10 protein-coding genes and 2 pseudogenes are annotated in these 12,963 nt (G+C 70.0%); 4 read left to right on the top strand and 8 right to left on the bottom strand.

What is annotated here, in order from left to right:
- Positions 1 to 18: 18 nt before the first annotated feature.
- Both speB and C7T91_RS17340 read right to left on the bottom strand, forming a co-directional pair.
- Positions 19 to 879: an agmatinase gene (speB, locus tag C7T91_RS17345; RefSeq protein WP_108260348.1), complete on the bottom strand. Its 861-nt coding sequence runs from the start codon at positions 877 to 879 to the stop codon at positions 19 to 21.
- Complete coding sequence (locus tag C7T91_RS17340) at positions 876 to 2,042, bottom strand: carboxynorspermidine decarboxylase (RefSeq protein WP_108260347.1); 1,167 nt, start codon at positions 2,040 to 2,042, stop codon at positions 876 to 878. Before C7T91_RS17340 ends, speB begins: the two co-directional genes overlap by 4 nt.
- 176 nt (positions 2,043 to 2,218) lie before the next feature.
- On the opposite strand from C7T91_RS17340, the gene C7T91_RS17335 reads away from it, so the two are divergent.
- Genes C7T91_RS17335 through C7T91_RS39610 form a run of 3 tightly spaced genes read left to right on the top strand, consistent with a single transcriptional unit; the run spans position 2,219 to position 4,573 of the window.
- The gene (locus C7T91_RS17335) at positions 2,219 to 2,947 is read left to right on the top strand and encodes an NUDIX domain-containing protein (protein ID WP_161555957.1); all 729 of its coding nucleotides are present in this window, start codon (positions 2,219 to 2,221) and stop codon (positions 2,945 to 2,947) included.
- A gap of 52 nt (positions 2,948 to 2,999) precedes the next feature.
- Positions 3,000 to 4,034 (top strand): cysteine synthase A, encoded by a 1,035-nt coding sequence (locus tag C7T91_RS17330; RefSeq protein ID WP_108260345.1) that lies wholly within the window; start codon positions 3,000 to 3,002, stop codon positions 4,032 to 4,034.
- Positions 4,031 to 4,573, top strand: a complete 543-nt coding sequence (locus C7T91_RS39610; RefSeq protein WP_108260344.1) for a DUF3772 domain-containing protein — start codon at positions 4,031 to 4,033, stop codon at positions 4,571 to 4,573. The genes C7T91_RS17330 and C7T91_RS39610 overlap by 4 nt, the downstream gene beginning before the upstream one ends.
- A gap of 137 nt (positions 4,574 to 4,710) precedes the next feature.
- Here the strand turns inward: C7T91_RS39610 and C7T91_RS17320 are convergent.
- The 5 genes and pseudogenes from C7T91_RS17320 to C7T91_RS17300 form a co-directional block, all read right to left on the bottom strand.
- Positions 4,711 to 5,298: pseudogene (locus tag C7T91_RS17320) on the bottom strand (glycosyltransferase family 2 protein); the annotation flags it as partial.
- Between the two features lies 1 nt (position 5,299).
- The gene (locus tag C7T91_RS17315) at positions 5,300 to 5,968 is read right to left on the bottom strand and encodes an oligosaccharide flippase family protein (RefSeq protein ID WP_108260342.1); all 669 of its coding nucleotides are present in this window, start codon (positions 5,966 to 5,968) and stop codon (positions 5,300 to 5,302) included.
- Between the two features lie 77 nt (positions 5,969 to 6,045).
- On the bottom strand, positions 6,046 to 7,302 hold the full coding sequence (locus tag C7T91_RS17310) for a glucoamylase family protein (protein WP_108260341.1): 1,257 nt from the start codon (positions 7,300 to 7,302) through the stop codon (positions 6,046 to 6,048).
- On the bottom strand, positions 7,290 to 8,765 hold the full coding sequence (locus C7T91_RS17305; RefSeq protein ID WP_108260340.1) for a glycoside hydrolase family 3 C-terminal domain-containing protein: 1,476 nt from the start codon (positions 8,763 to 8,765) through the stop codon (positions 7,290 to 7,292). Before C7T91_RS17305 ends, C7T91_RS17310 begins: the two co-directional genes overlap by 13 nt.
- Positions 8,766 to 8,968: 203 nt before the next feature.
- Positions 8,969 to 9,622 (bottom strand): hypothetical protein, encoded by a 654-nt coding sequence (locus tag C7T91_RS17300; RefSeq protein ID WP_145962923.1) that lies wholly within the window; start codon positions 9,620 to 9,622, stop codon positions 8,969 to 8,971.
- A 260-nt stretch (positions 9,623 to 9,882) separates the two neighbouring features.
- On the opposite strand from C7T91_RS17300, the pseudogene C7T91_RS36020 reads away from it, so the two are divergent.
- A pseudogene (locus C7T91_RS36020) lies at positions 9,883 to 10,353 on the top strand (amino acid--tRNA ligase-related protein); the annotation flags it as partial.
- Between the two features lie 6 nt (positions 10,354 to 10,359).
- On the opposite strand, the gene ppsA reads toward C7T91_RS36020, so the two are convergent.
- Positions 10,360 to 12,837: a phosphoenolpyruvate synthase gene (gene ppsA, locus C7T91_RS17290; protein ID WP_236638299.1), complete on the bottom strand. Its 2,478-nt coding sequence runs from the start codon at positions 12,835 to 12,837 to the stop codon at positions 10,360 to 10,362.
- Positions 12,838 to 12,963: the final 126 nt, after the last annotated feature.

Here is a 12,963-nt window from a genome sequence, read left to right as displayed (position 1 = left end):
TCGGTTAACGGCGGCTTGTCAGCGGGCCGAGAACTGCTGTTCCAGCCCCATCAGCGCATAGGTGATCTGGGCGGCAGTGAAGTCGGACACCCGGCTGCCCTCTTCGGGCGCCAGTTCCACCACGTCGATGCCGACGATCTGCCGGCCCGCGCAGAGCCGCTCCAGCAGGTGGATCGCCTGCCAGAAGCCCAGGCCTCCCGGAACCGGCGTGCCGGTGGCGGGCATCACCGACGGGTCGAGCCCGTCGACGTCGAAGCTGACATAGATCTTCTGCGGGAAATCCTCGGGCAGGACCGGGTCCTCGCCGCGCGCCAGCGCTTCGCCGTCGCAATGCACCACGCCCAGACGTTTCCTGGCCTCGGCTTCCTCGGTGCAGAGCGCACGCACGCCGTATTGCGCCAGCGCGACGCCGTCCTCCTCGGCCAGCAGCCGCATCACCGAGGCATGGCTGTGGCGCTCGCCCTGGTAGTCGTGGCGCAGGTCGGCATGGGCGTCGATCTGGACGATGCCGACCGGGCCCTCGGTCGCCGAGACCACGCCACGCACCGCGCCGTAGCTCAGCGAATGCTCGCCGCCCAGCACCACCGGCACGGCGTCGGCTTCGACCGCCGCATGCGTGCGCTCGGCGATGCGCTGCATGACGAGGTGCAGCGGCCCGTCGCAGAGCACCGGGCCCTCGGTCGCGATCCCGGCCATGCAGGGCTCGGCGCCGCGCCAGAGCCGCTCCAGCTCGACCGAGGCCTCGAGGATCGCCTGCGGCCCCTCGGCCGTGCCCGATCCGTAGGAAACGGTGCGCTCCAGCGGCACCGGGATGACCCGGAAACGCGCGGTCGCGGGATTGAGTTCGTCTGCGGAGAGTTCGCCGTCGAGAAAGGTCATAGCCGCCCCAGGAAGTCCTGATATCCGAAGTCACGCACCATGGTCAGTGCATCCGTGTCCGAGTTCCACAGCGCGATCGCCGGCAGCGGAACCCCGTTGAAAGTGTTGGTTTTCACCATCGAATAGATCGCCTGGTCGAGGAAGGCGAAGCGGTCGCCGACCTGCCAGGGCGTGCCGGGACGGTAATCGCCGATCACGTCGCCCGCCAGGCAGGAAGGCCCGCCGAGGCGCACCGGCTCGCCGGTCTCGGCCTCGCCCAGCAGCTTCGGCCGGTAGGGCGCCTCGATCACGTCGGGCATGTGGCAGGTCGCAGAGATGTCGGTGATCGCCAGCGGCATCGAATTGGTGGTCAGGTCGAGGATCTCGCCGACCAGGATGCCGGCATGCAGCGCGACGGCCTCGCCCGGCTCCAGATAGACCTCGATGCCGTATTTCGCGCGGATGCCCTTGACGAACTCGATCAGCCCGGCGCGGTCGTAATCCGGCATGGTGATGTGGTGGCCGCCGCCGAGGTTCAGCCATTTGAGCTTCGGCAGCCAGGCGGCGATCTTCGGCTCCACCGCCGCCCAGGTGCGCTGTAGCGGCTCGAAGCCCTGCTCGCAGAGCGTGTGCATGTGCAGGCCTTCGAGGCCTTCCATGTCGGCATCGGCCAGCTGCGAGACCGGCGCGCCGAGCCGCGAACAGGGGGCGGCGGGATCGTATTTCTCGGTCCAGCCCTCGGAATGCTCGGGGTTGATGCGCAGCCCCGGGCTGGCCGGGCTCGGCTCGACGATGTCGCGGAAGCGGCGGAACTGCGCGGGCGAGTTGAAGATCACATGGTCCGAGATCTTGACGATGTTCTTCAGGTCCGCGGCCTTGTAGCCCGCGTTGAAGGTGGCGACATGGCCGCCGAAGACCTCGCGGCCGAGCCGCGCCTCGAAGATGCCGCTGGCGGCGGTGCCCGAGAGGTACTTCATCACCACGGGCGCCACGGCGGGCATGGAGAAGGCCTTGAGCGCGGCGAAGATCTGCGCGCCGGAGGCTTCGGCCACCTCGGCGAGGATGCGGCAGTTGCGGGCGATGGCGGCCTCGTCCACGACGAAACAGGGCGAGGGCACGCGGGTCAGGTCGAAGCGGGCAAAGCGCTCGGCGGCATCGGCTTCGATATCAAGGGGCTCGGTCACGTCGGTCTCCTCAGGTCTCGGCGCACAGATGCGGCCAAGCTCGCCGCAGGGCAAGGCCGAATCCGGACCCGCCCGAAAATTCGGCAGCCGTGCCGGAAATGCAGACGCCCGAGCGGTGCCGGACGTGGCCGCTGCCGCCCGGGTCGGCGGCAACAGGCCTTTCCCGAGCCGCCTGGATGGCCTCGGGGACGCCCGCCGACGCGATGGGCGGTGGCCCGGCGGGGCGGCTTCCGATGATCCTGTTCCGCGCCGCGTCGCGCGCAGCGGCGGCAGCGGCCCCGGCGAAGCCGCTGGCCTCGGGGCTGGGGCTGAAGGACGTGACCCTGCACGAGCGGCGGCGGCCCTATTCCAACTATTTCACCGTCGAGGAGCTGGTCTATTCCCATGCCCGCTTCGGCGGCGGGACGAGCGAGCCGGTGCTGCGCGCGGTCTTCATGGCTTCGGATGCGGTCACCGTGCTGCCTTATGATCCGGTGCGCGACCGGGTGCTGGTGGTCGAGCAGGTGCGCGCCGCGCCGATCGCGCGCGGCGATGCCACCGCCTGGATCCTCGAGCCCGTGGCGGGGCGGATCGAACCGGGCGACAGTCCCGAAACCACCGCGCGCAAGGAGGCGCGCGAGGAGGCGGGGCTCGAGCTCGGCGCGCTTCACCATGTGGGCGACTACTATCCGTCGGCGGGCTGCTTCTCGGAATACATACATTCCTATATCGGCATCGCCGACCTGCCGGACGGCGCGGCCGGGCTGGGCGGGCTCGAGGAGGAGGGCGAGGATATCCGCGGCCATGTGATGCCGCGGGAGGAGCTGGTGCGGCGCCTGCGCGCGAACGAGATTCCGCATGCGCCGCTCATGGTTTCAGCCTATTGGCTGGAACTCAATCTGGCACGGCTGCGCAGCTCCGGTTGAACCTTGCCCCGGCCGCGCGTACATAGGCCGGGCTTCGACGAAAGGGTGCATTATGGCGATCTACAAGGACCTCGCTTCGGCCATCGGCAACACGCCGCTGATCCGGCTCAACAAGGTGAGCGACGAGACCGGCTGCGAGATCCTCGGCAAGGCGGAATTCCTCAATCCCGGCCAGTCCGTGAAGGATCGCGCGGCGCTCTGGATCATCCGCGACGCGATCGCCAAGGGCGAGCTGAAGCCCGGCGGCACGATCGTCGAGGGCACGGCCGGCAATACCGGCATCGGCCTGGCGCTGGTCGGCGCCTCGATGGGCTTCAAGACGGTGATCGTGATCCCCGAGACCCAGAGCCAGGAAAAGAAGGACATGATCAAGCTCGCCGGTGCCGAGCTGGTCCAGGTCCCGGCCGCGCCCTACAAGAACCCGAACAACTACGTGCGCTATTCCGAGCGTCTCGCCGCCAAGCTGGCCGAGACGGAGCCGAACGGCGCGATCTGGGCGAACCAGTTCGACAACGTGGCCAACCGCATGGCCCATATCGAGTCGACCGGCCCCGAGATCTGGGATCAGACCGGCGGCAAGGTCGACGGCTTCATCTGCGCGGTGGGCTCGGGCGGCACGCTGGCGGGCGTGGCGATGGCGATCCAGCCCAAGGGCGTGAAGATCGGCCTCGCTGACCCGGACGGCGCGGCGCTGCACAGCTTCTACACCACCGGCGAGCTCAAGGCCGAGGGCGGCTCGATCACCGAGGGCATCGGCCAGGGGCGGATCACCGCGAATCTCGAGGGCTTCACCCCGGATTACAGCTACAACATCTCCGATGCCGAGGCGCTGCCCTACGTGTTCGACCTGGCCGAGCAGGAAGGCCTGGTGATGGGCGGTTCGACCGCGATCAACATCGCGGGCGCCGTGCGCATGGCCAAGGAGATGGGCCCGGGCCATACCATCGTGACGATCCTGTGCGACTACGGCTCGCGCTACCAGTCGAAGCTGTTCAACCCGGCCTTCCTGAAGGAAAAGGGCCTGCCGGTGCCGCGCTGGCTCGAAGGGCCGGGCCGCGACCTGCCCGAAGTCTTCGAGGACGCATGACCTCTGGCGGGGGAAGGTGGCTGCGCGACCGCGTCCCGGGATGGTTCCGGGGCCTGCTGCCGCTTTTCCTCGCCACGCTCCTCCTGGCCGCGCCGCTGCGCGCCCAGGAAACCGGCGACTATTCCGCCTGGGAACGGCTCGCGGGCCGGGTCGACCAGACGCTGGCCGTCGATGCCGCCCCCGATGCCGCGCTGCTGGCGCTGCGCGAGCAGGTGGTGTCGTGGCGCGACAAGTTCCTTGCCGACAACACCGCGAACAGCCGGCGGCTCGAAACCATCGACCGGCGCCTCTCCATGCTGCCGGCGCCGCCCGCCGAGGGCGCGACCGAGCCCGAGGCCGTCACCTCCGAACGCAATTCCCTGACCGAACAGCGCCGCGTCCTCGAGGAACCCTCGGTGCGCGCGCAGCTGGCCTATGCCCATGCCGACGGGCTGGTGCGCGAGATCGACGAGGTGCTGCGGCTGCGCCAGGCCTCGGCGATGATGCAGCGCCTGCCGACGCCGCTCAACCCGACCCGCAGCGCGCGGCGGGCGAGATAGCGGAAATGCACGGCCTCGTCGGAGGCGCGCGGCCGGTAGCCGAAGACCTCTGCGGTCGAGAGCGCCCGGAACCGCCCCCTGCGCATCCGCGCCACATCGGCCGACAGCCCCTGCGGGTTGGTGCGGTAGCGGACCAGGGTCTCGGCAAGCGGCACGACGCGGTGGCCGGTGCCGACCAGCCGGATCAGCCATTCCAGGTCCTCGGCATGGACCATCTCTTCGTCGAAGCCGCCGGAATCGAGGAAGGCGGCGCTGCGCACGGCGATGTTCGACATGGTGCAGACCGGGTTCTCTCCGAGCAGCGCGGCAATATCCAGGTCGTCCTGCCCGGGATCGGACAGCGACTGCGCGCCGGCATCGGAAAAGAAGGCGACGCGGGCGAAGGCCGCATCGACGGTCTCGTCCCCGAACAGCCGGTCGAGCCGCGCCAGCTTGGCCTCCATCCACTGGTCGTCGGCATCGCAGAAGGCGAGGATCTCCGCCGATGCGGCGGCCACGCCGGCATTGCGGGCGCGCGACGGGCCCTTGCCGGGATTGGCGACCGCGCGGAAGCGCGGGTCGGCGGCGCAGGCCGCGGCGATGATGCCGGGGGTCGCATCGGCCGAGCCGTCATCGACCAGCAGGCATTCCCAGTCCCCGAAGCTCTGGGCCCGCAGGCTGTCCAGCGTCGCGGGGAGCGTTCCGGCGGCGTTGTAGCAGGGGATGATCACGGAAAAGCGGGGCATGTCAGATGGCCTTTGCAGTGGTGGGACGGAAGGAAGCGGCGAGCACCGGCAGGGCGACGCCGGCCTGGATCACGGTCGCCACGGCGAGATAGCCCCAGGCGATGGCCGTGACGCCATGGGGCGCCAGCAGGGCGGCATTCGCGGTCAGCGCGGCTGCCAGGACCAGCGTCAGCGCCAGTTCGTCCTGCGGCCGGTTCCGGGCCCGCAGCCATTGCGCGGTGCCCTGCCACAGCACGGTGGGAATGGCGGCGAGGCAGAGGATGGAGACGATGTCTTCGGCCCCGGCCCAGCCGCTGCCGAAGAGCAGCGGAACGTAGTAGGGAGCCGCCAGCGCCTGCAGGACCACCGCCGGGGCGATCACCGCGAGGCTCAGCCCCAGCGCCCGGCGAAGCGCGGCAGCAGGATCGCCCGCGCGGCACAGATGCGGAAAGAGCGCGGTGGAAAAGGCCTGCGCGAAGGCGGTGGACAGGCCCAGCCCGGCATTGAACGCCATGAAGTAGAGTCCGAGCGCCTCCGGCCCCATCAGGGCACCGACGACCAGCTTGTCGGCCTGCGCCGCCGCAGCCTTGGTCACCTCGGTGCCCAGCACCGCGCGGCCGTAGCTCAGGAAGGGGCCGGCCGGCGCAGGGGGAACGGCCGGATCGGGCGTCCAGGGATGAAGGCGGCGCATCGCGGCCAGCCAGAGCGGGCGCTGACCTGGTCCTCGGCGGCCTTCCTGCAGGCCGCCGAAGCGCGCGGCAGGGCGCGTCAGGCGCTGGCGGGCAGCTGAGGCGAGGAAAATCCGAGCGCGGCCAGCCCGCGCCGGATCTCGGGCCGCCGCATCACCAGCGTCCAGAGCAGCCCCGAGCGGTGGTTTTCCAGCCCGACGACGATCGGCCCCTGGTCGATCGCCAGCCGGCTCTCCGCCACCCAGTCGTGATGCAGGCTGAACCCGTCGACGAAGCCCATCTCGCCGAAGATCCGGTCGCCCAGCCCGTCATGCATGTGGCGGATCACCGGCATCGCCTCGTCCGGCACCATCGGGAAGGAGGTCAGCACCGCGGTCGGCGTGATCACCCCGGTATCCTCCTTCGGCGAATGCGCGACATAGCCCGAATGGTCGTCGCCGGCGGTCAGCCCCCAGAGGTCCGGGCCGTAGCCGGCATAGCCATGCGGGTTGATCAGGCAATGCGCGCGGTTGATCAGCGCGTGGTTGCGCGACAGCACGCCGTAATCGGCATAGGCGTCGCGCAGCCCGCGCGGGTCGATGCCGAGGAACGGGTATTGCGACAGGAAGAGCGGTCCGCCCCAGTCGGGGCCCAAGGGCAGCGGGATGCCCGCGAACTCCTTGCCGTTCAGGAAGCTGCGCGCCTTTGCCCAGCGGTCATGGTAGATGTTCGCCGGGATGCGATGCGAAGGATCCTCCGCCCCGGCGCCGAGCACGAAGACCGGAAAGGCCTCGTTCCAGCCGCCGAGGTCCAGCGCCTTCCCGGCGAAGGGCCGGTCGGGATGGGCGTGCCACATCACGCCTTTCGGGCCGACATGCGCCGACCAGTCGATGCCCGCGACGATCGCCTCCATCCGCGCCGCCAGTTCGGGCGCGTCCGTGAAATACTCCGCCGCGGCCAGGAGGCCGATGGCGAGGAACGAGGTCTCGACGATGTCGCCGCCGTCGTCCCCGGCCATGAAGGGGATCACCTTGCCGGTCGAGCCGTAGTAGAAATGCGCGAAGACGCCGTTGAAGCGGTCGGCGGTTTCCAGGAACCCGGCCAGCCGCTCCATCCGGTCGAGGATCGCTTGGCGCGGGCGCCAGCCGCGCTCGGCGGCGACGATCTGCGCCATGATGCCGAAGCCGGTGCCGCCGGTCGTCACCGTTTCTTCCACGTCATAGCCGAAGGCCCCGGCCGAGCGTTCCCGGGCCATGCCCGAAACCGGATGGCTCCAGTCGAGGAAATAGCCTGCCGTCGCCTGCGCGATCCGGTCGCGCAGCGCGGCATCGTCCAGCCCGGCCATCACGCCCCCCATGTGATCTCCGCCGATTTGGTGGCGCGGCTGTCCGGGCCGACATGGACGATGATCCGGCCGGGGTCCCAGACCCTGCGGGCCTCGCGGAGGCTCGGGGCGACGTGATAGCTCAGCATGTCCGCAGTGATTTCGAAGGTGACGCGCTTGGTCTCGCCGGGGGCGACCGGAACGCGGCGGAAATCCTTCAGGAGCCGGCCCGGCCGGGTGATCTGCGCCTCGGGGTCGGAGATGTACATCTGCACCGTCTCGGTCACCGCGCGCTCCGAGGTGTTGGTGATGTCGACGGAGATCTCGGCCATGCCGTCCTCGCCGCCGCCGGGCACGTCTGCCATCGGCGCGGAATACTCGACATGGCCATAGGTCAGCCCGAAGCCGAAGGGAAAGGCGGCCGGGACCGCGCTGTCCTCGAGATCGAGCCAGCCGGTCAGGAATTTCCGGAACTGTCCGGCGAAGGGGCGCCCGGTCGGCTCGGCCGCATAGCTCAGCGGCGTCTCGCCCGGATGCATCGGCAGGGTGACGGCGAGCCGGCCGGTGGGCTCCGCCGCGCCGGTCAGGATGTCGGCCACGCCCTCGGGGCCGGCGATGCCGCCATGCCAGGCATAGAGCAGCGCATCGACCTGCTCGGGCACCTTGCCCAAGGCCAGCGGGCGGCCCGCGAAGATCACCGCGACGACCGGAGTGCAGCCTGCCGCCAGCTCGGCCACCAGCCGCCGTTGCGGTTCGGGCAGGTCGGGGCAGAGCCGCGACGAGCTTTCGCCGGCATGTTCCTTGGCCTCGCCGAGCGCCAGGATCACCACATCGGCGGCCTCGGCGATCTCCTTGGCCTCGCGGATCAGCTCGGCTTCGCTGCGCGGATCGGGGCTGACGGTCACGCCATGGACGTTCAGCCGGTCGACCATCCATGGCTCGCTGACCAAGTTGGCGCCGATGGCGGTCTTCAGGCTGGCCCAGTCATGCGCCTTCAGCGCCTCCTCGAGGCTGGTCACGTCGCGCGCATCGCCCGAGACCGACCAGGTGCCCAGCATGTTGGCGCGGTCCGCGCCCAGGGGGCCGATCAGCGCGACCTTCTGGCCGGCCTTCAGCGGCAGCAGGTGGGTGTTCTTCAGGAGCACGCAGGAGCCGGCGGCGGCCTTGCGCGCCAGCGCGCGGCCCGCCGGAGCGAGGGGCCGCGCGATCATGGCGTGCTCGCCAGCATGGGCGGCGATGACGGCCGGCTTCGCGTTCACGGTTCCGCCGCCCGCTGCGCGACGCAGCTCGGCCAGTTCGGCGGCCTCGGCCTGCTGGCGCCGGATCGCTTCGGCAGACCCTGCAGCCGCCAGTTCAAGTCGCCAGCCTAACAGCTGCGAGGGGATAACGCCGAGTTCCCGGGCAACGCCGGCCTGAGCGACGCCGGGCTCGGAAAGTCGGGCAACAGCCTGCTCCTTGAACGCGGCGGCGAAGTGGCGGCGGGGCTGTCTGCTCATCCGGGATCCCTCTCTCTAGGAGTAATTTTACTCCCAGTCCGGGATCCAAGGGCAAGGTCAACGCACCGGCCTGCATCGCGGGACGTCGAGGCTGCGGAGATGGGCGAGCCGCGCCTGCATGGAGCGCGGAACCGCAGCGGGCAGGTCGGCCTCCGGCCCGGGAAGCGACCTCTGCGGCATGGCGGGCCGCCCGGGGCCGGACGTCACGCCGTCGCGGACTGCTCCGCGGCAGGCTGCTGGCCGCGTCCGGCGAACAGCATCCGGGCATGGGCCGAGAGGGCGGCCTCCACATGCTCCAGCGCTTCGGTCGAGCTCTTCTTGCGCCGCAGCTTGCGCGCCAGGGCGGATCTGGGATTTTCCGCCTCCTCGGACAGCGACAGCAGCGTGATCTCCGAAAGCCGGTGGAAGATGTGGTCGGCCTCGTCCCAGGGCAGATGCACCGGCATCTCCGCCGGAGTCCGGCACTCGCCCAGCAATTCCCAGATCATCCGGCCGCGGCGCGATTGCCGCGCCGCCGCCAGGCAGCGGTCCGCAGCTTCGGCCAGTTCGGATTGCAGATCGGCGAACGGGGCGGTCATGGAGTCGGCGGCATGGCGCCCGATGCGCATCAGATGCAGCAGGGCCGGCGTCCCGGGACGGTAGCGGAGCGCGAGGCCTTCCAGCTCCAGTCCCAAAGGCAGCGGGCGGCCGGACTGCAGATCGCAGATTTCGCAGAACGCGACCAGCCGTTTGAGACCGGCAGCGGACAGATCGCAGGACAGGCGGGATATCCCCGGCTGGCTGGGGGTCCGGTAGATGAACGACAGGCGGGCGGTTCCGTCGTCGCGCAGGGTGATCGAGAAGCTTTTCGTTGCCATTCTGCGGGTATACGCGACGCGGTCGCGCCTTCAAGCAGATCCGGCCGACCCAGTCCCACGCAAGGGTGCCGGGCCGGAAATTGCCCGTCCGGACGGGCATCGGACGGAGGTCCCGGTCCCGCCCCCTGTCGCTCGACGGGCGCTGGCCGGGGCCATGGGCCTGTGCGCAGGCGCGGCAAGGCTTACCGCTCCATGATGCCGGCCGGAGAGGTTCGTCCGCAGCGCCTCTCCGCCGAGGGCTCCGGGCGCGGACATCCCGCGACCGGGACGCGCTGGCAGCGGCGGCGCGGGAGGCGGGCATCGGCTTGGCGGAGGATGACGGCTGGTCCGACATCTTCTCGCGCATCCTGTCGGAACGGGTGGAACCGCATCTGGGCCACGGGCGGCTGACCATGCTCGACCGCTATCCCGCCGTCGAGGCGGCGCTGGCGCGCAGCTGTGCCGGGGACCCGCGCGAGGCGGAGCGCTTCGAGGTCTATGCCTGCGGCGTGGAACTCGCCAACGGCTTCGGCGAGCTGACCGATGCCGCCGAGCAGCGCCGCCGCTTCGAGGCCGAGATGGACGAGAAGGCCCGCGTCTATGGCGAGCGCTATCCGCTCGACGGGGAGTTCCTCGCCGCGCTGGAGATCATGCCCGAGGCCTCGGGCATCGCGCTCGGCTTCGACCGGCTGGTGATGCTGGCCACCGCCGTGCCCAGGATCGACGACGTGCTCTGGACCCCGGTGCCCTGACCGGCCTCAGCCCTCCTGTTCCGCCGCGGCGACATGGGCCTTCACGGCGAGGAAGCTGTCGGGGGTGACCGAGATCGTGTCGATCCCGGCCCTGACCAGCAGCCGCGCGAAATCGGGATGGTTGCTGGGCGCCTGGCCGCAGAGCCCGATCTTGCGCCCGGCCGCCTTCGCCTTGGCGATCACGGTCTCGATCATCCACAGCACCGCCGGGTCGCGCTCGCTGAAGAGATCGGCCAGCGCCTCGGAGTCGCGGTCGATGCCGAGCGTCAGCTGGGTCAGGTCGTTCGAGCCGATCGAGAAGCCGTCGAAGCGTTCGGCAAAGGCCTCGGCCTCGATCACGTTCGCCGGGATCTCGCACATCACATAGACCTCGAGCCCGTTCTCCCCGCGCCTGAGCCCGTTTTCGGCCATGACCTCCAGCACGCGGTCGGCCTCGCCCGCCGTGCGGCAGAACGGGATCATCACCACCGCATTGGTGAATCCCATCTCCTCGCGCAGCCGCTTGATCGCCCGGCATTCCAGCGCGAAGCCGTCGCGATAGGCCTCGGAATAGTAGCGCGAGGCGCCGCGGAATCCGATCATCGGGTTCTCTTCCTCGGGCTCGAAGACCCGCCCGCCCAGGAGATCGGCATATTCGTTGGTCTTGAAATCGCTCATCCGGATGATCGCAGGAGCGGGATGCCAGGTGGCGGCGATGCGCGACAGGCCGCGCGCCAGCGTCTCGACGAAATAATCCCGGCGGTCGCCATAGCCGCGGGTCAGCCGGTCCACCGCCTCCCGCTCGGGGCCCTCGGGCAGGCTGTCATAGCGGGTCAGCGCCAGCGGATGCACCTTCACCTCGTTCGAGATGACGAATTCCATCCGCGCCAGCCCGACGCCGTCCGCCGGCAGCCGCCACCAGCGCGCCGCCGCCGCCGGATTGGCCATGTTGAGCATGACCTTCGTCTTCGTCTGCGGCACGGCATCGAGCCGGGTTTCCTCGACGGTGTATTCCGCCGTCCCGGCATGGACCACGCCCTCGTCGCCCGCGGCGCAGGACACTGTCACCGTCTGCCCGTCATGCAGAACATGGGTGGCGTTGCCGGTGCCGACCACCGCCGGGACGCCCAGCTCGCGGCTGATGATGGCGGCATGCGAGGTGCGCCCGCCATGGTCGGTGACGATGGCGGCGGCGCGCTTCATCACCGGCACCCAGTCGGGATCGGTGGTCGAGGTCACCAGCACGCTGCCGTCGACGAAGCGGGAGATGTCCGCGGCGCTCTCCAGGAGGCAGACCTCGCCGGTGGCCACCGCACCGCCGACGCTGAGCCCCTTGACCAGCGCCTCTCCCGCCTTGCCCAGCCGGTAGCTGCGGAACGCCCCGGCCGCGCTGCGCGACTGCACCGTCTCGGGCCGGGCCTGCACGATGTAGAGCCGTCCGGTGCCGCCGTCGCGCGCCCATTCCATGTCCATCGGACAGCCGTAATGCGCCTCGATCTTCACCGCCATCCGCGCCAGCTCCAGGATTTCGGCATCCGACAGCACGAAGCTTTCGCGCTCGGCCTTCGAGGTCGGCACGTTGCGGGTCGGCATGTCGGTCCCCGTGCCGTGGATCATCTTGATCTCCTTCGCGCCGAGCGCCTTGTGCAGGACCGGCACCAGCGACGGGTCGGCGAGGAAGGGCTTGTAGACCTGGTATTCGTCCGGGCTGACCGCGCCCTGCACCACGGTCTCGCCCAGGCCCCAGGCGGCGTTGATCAGCACCATCCGGTCGAAGCCGCTCTCGGTGTCGAGCGAGAACATCACCCCCGAGCCGCCGGTATCCGAGCGCACCATCAGCTGCACCCCGACCGAGAGCGCGACCGAGAGCTGGCCGAACCCCTTGAGCCGCCGGTAGGTGATCGCGCGGTCGGTGAAGAGCGAGGCGTAGCAGCGGCGGCAGGCCGCCAGGAGCGCCTCCTCGCCGCGGATGTTGAGGAAGGTTTCCTGCTGGCCGGCGAAGCTGGCATCGGGCAGGTCCTCGGCAGTGGCCGAGCTGCGCACCGCGACCGAGGGCTCCGCCTCCCCTGCCCGTTCGGCCAGCTGGCGGTAGGCGGCGCGGATCTCGGCCTCCATGCCTGCGGGCCATGTGCCGCCCAGCACGCGCAGCCCGGCCCGCGCGCGCAGCGCGCCCAGCTGGTCCCGGCGCTTGGCATCCCAGCCATAGGCCGGGAGCTGGCGCAGGTCGAGCACCGGCGGAAGCCGTCCGCTGCCGGCCATCGGCACGGTTGCATCCACCGAAACCAGCCCGGCGCCGCCGTATTCGTCCAGCCAATCGGCCGACAGCGTGTTGCGCATCCAGGCGATCTGGCCCGACCGGTCGAGGAAACCGCAGGAATTGACGGAGGTTGCGCCGAGCGCGGTGCAGATGTCGACGGTCGCCTGCCAGCGCGCCTCGCCGTCCTGCGCCGCAGCCATCCGGTCGGCCGTGTCGATCAGCAGGTTGCCGAAACGCTGACGCCCCATCTCTGTCTCCGAGATCATTCGACTCAATGGTATGGAATCATTTTATCCATCGACAGAAACTATGCTGCAGGACAGCGACACGCAAAAGGGGAAAACCGCTCCGCCGCAGCGGCGTCATGTTACCCC

This window comes from Mangrovicoccus ximenensis (genome assembly GCF_003056725.1).
Classification (GTDB): Bacteria; Pseudomonadota; Alphaproteobacteria; order Rhodobacterales; family Rhodobacteraceae; genus Mangrovicoccus; species Mangrovicoccus ximenensis.
The sequence above is the reverse complement of the archived record's forward strand: the minus strand, read 5'-3'. Positions and strand labels throughout refer to the sequence as shown.

Excerpts from the sequence above, each read along its gene's own strand:
- speB (WP_108260348.1), bottom strand. The coding sequence starts at position 879 with ATGACCTTTCTCGACGGCGAACTCTCCGCAGACGAACTCAATCCCGCG.
- ppsA (WP_236638299.1), bottom strand. The coding sequence starts at position 12,837 with ATGGGGCGTCAGCGTTTCGGCAACCTGCTGATCGACACGGCCGACCGG.
- C7T91_RS17310 (WP_108260341.1), bottom strand. The coding sequence starts at position 7,302 with ATGGGGGGCGTGATGGCCGGGCTGGACGATGCCGCGCTGCGCGACCGG.
- C7T91_RS17330 (WP_108260345.1), top strand. The coding sequence starts at position 3,000 with ATGGCGATCTACAAGGACCTCGCTTCGGCCATCGGCAACACGCCGCTG.
- C7T91_RS17305 (WP_108260340.1), bottom strand. The coding sequence starts at position 8,765 with ATGAGCAGACAGCCCCGCCGCCACTTCGCCGCCGCGTTCAAGGAGCAG.
- C7T91_RS17300 (WP_145962923.1), bottom strand. The coding sequence starts at position 9,622 with ATGGCAACGAAAAGCTTCTCGATCACCCTGCGCGACGACGGAACCGCC.
- C7T91_RS39610 (WP_108260344.1), top strand. The coding sequence starts at position 4,031 with ATGACCTCTGGCGGGGGAAGGTGGCTGCGCGACCGCGTCCCGGGATGG.
- C7T91_RS17335 (WP_161555957.1), top strand. The coding sequence starts at position 2,219 with ATGGCCTCGGGGACGCCCGCCGACGCGATGGGCGGTGGCCCGGCGGGG.
- C7T91_RS17315 (WP_108260342.1), bottom strand. The coding sequence starts at position 5,968 with ATGCGCCGCCTTCATCCCTGGACGCCCGATCCGGCCGTTCCCCCTGCG.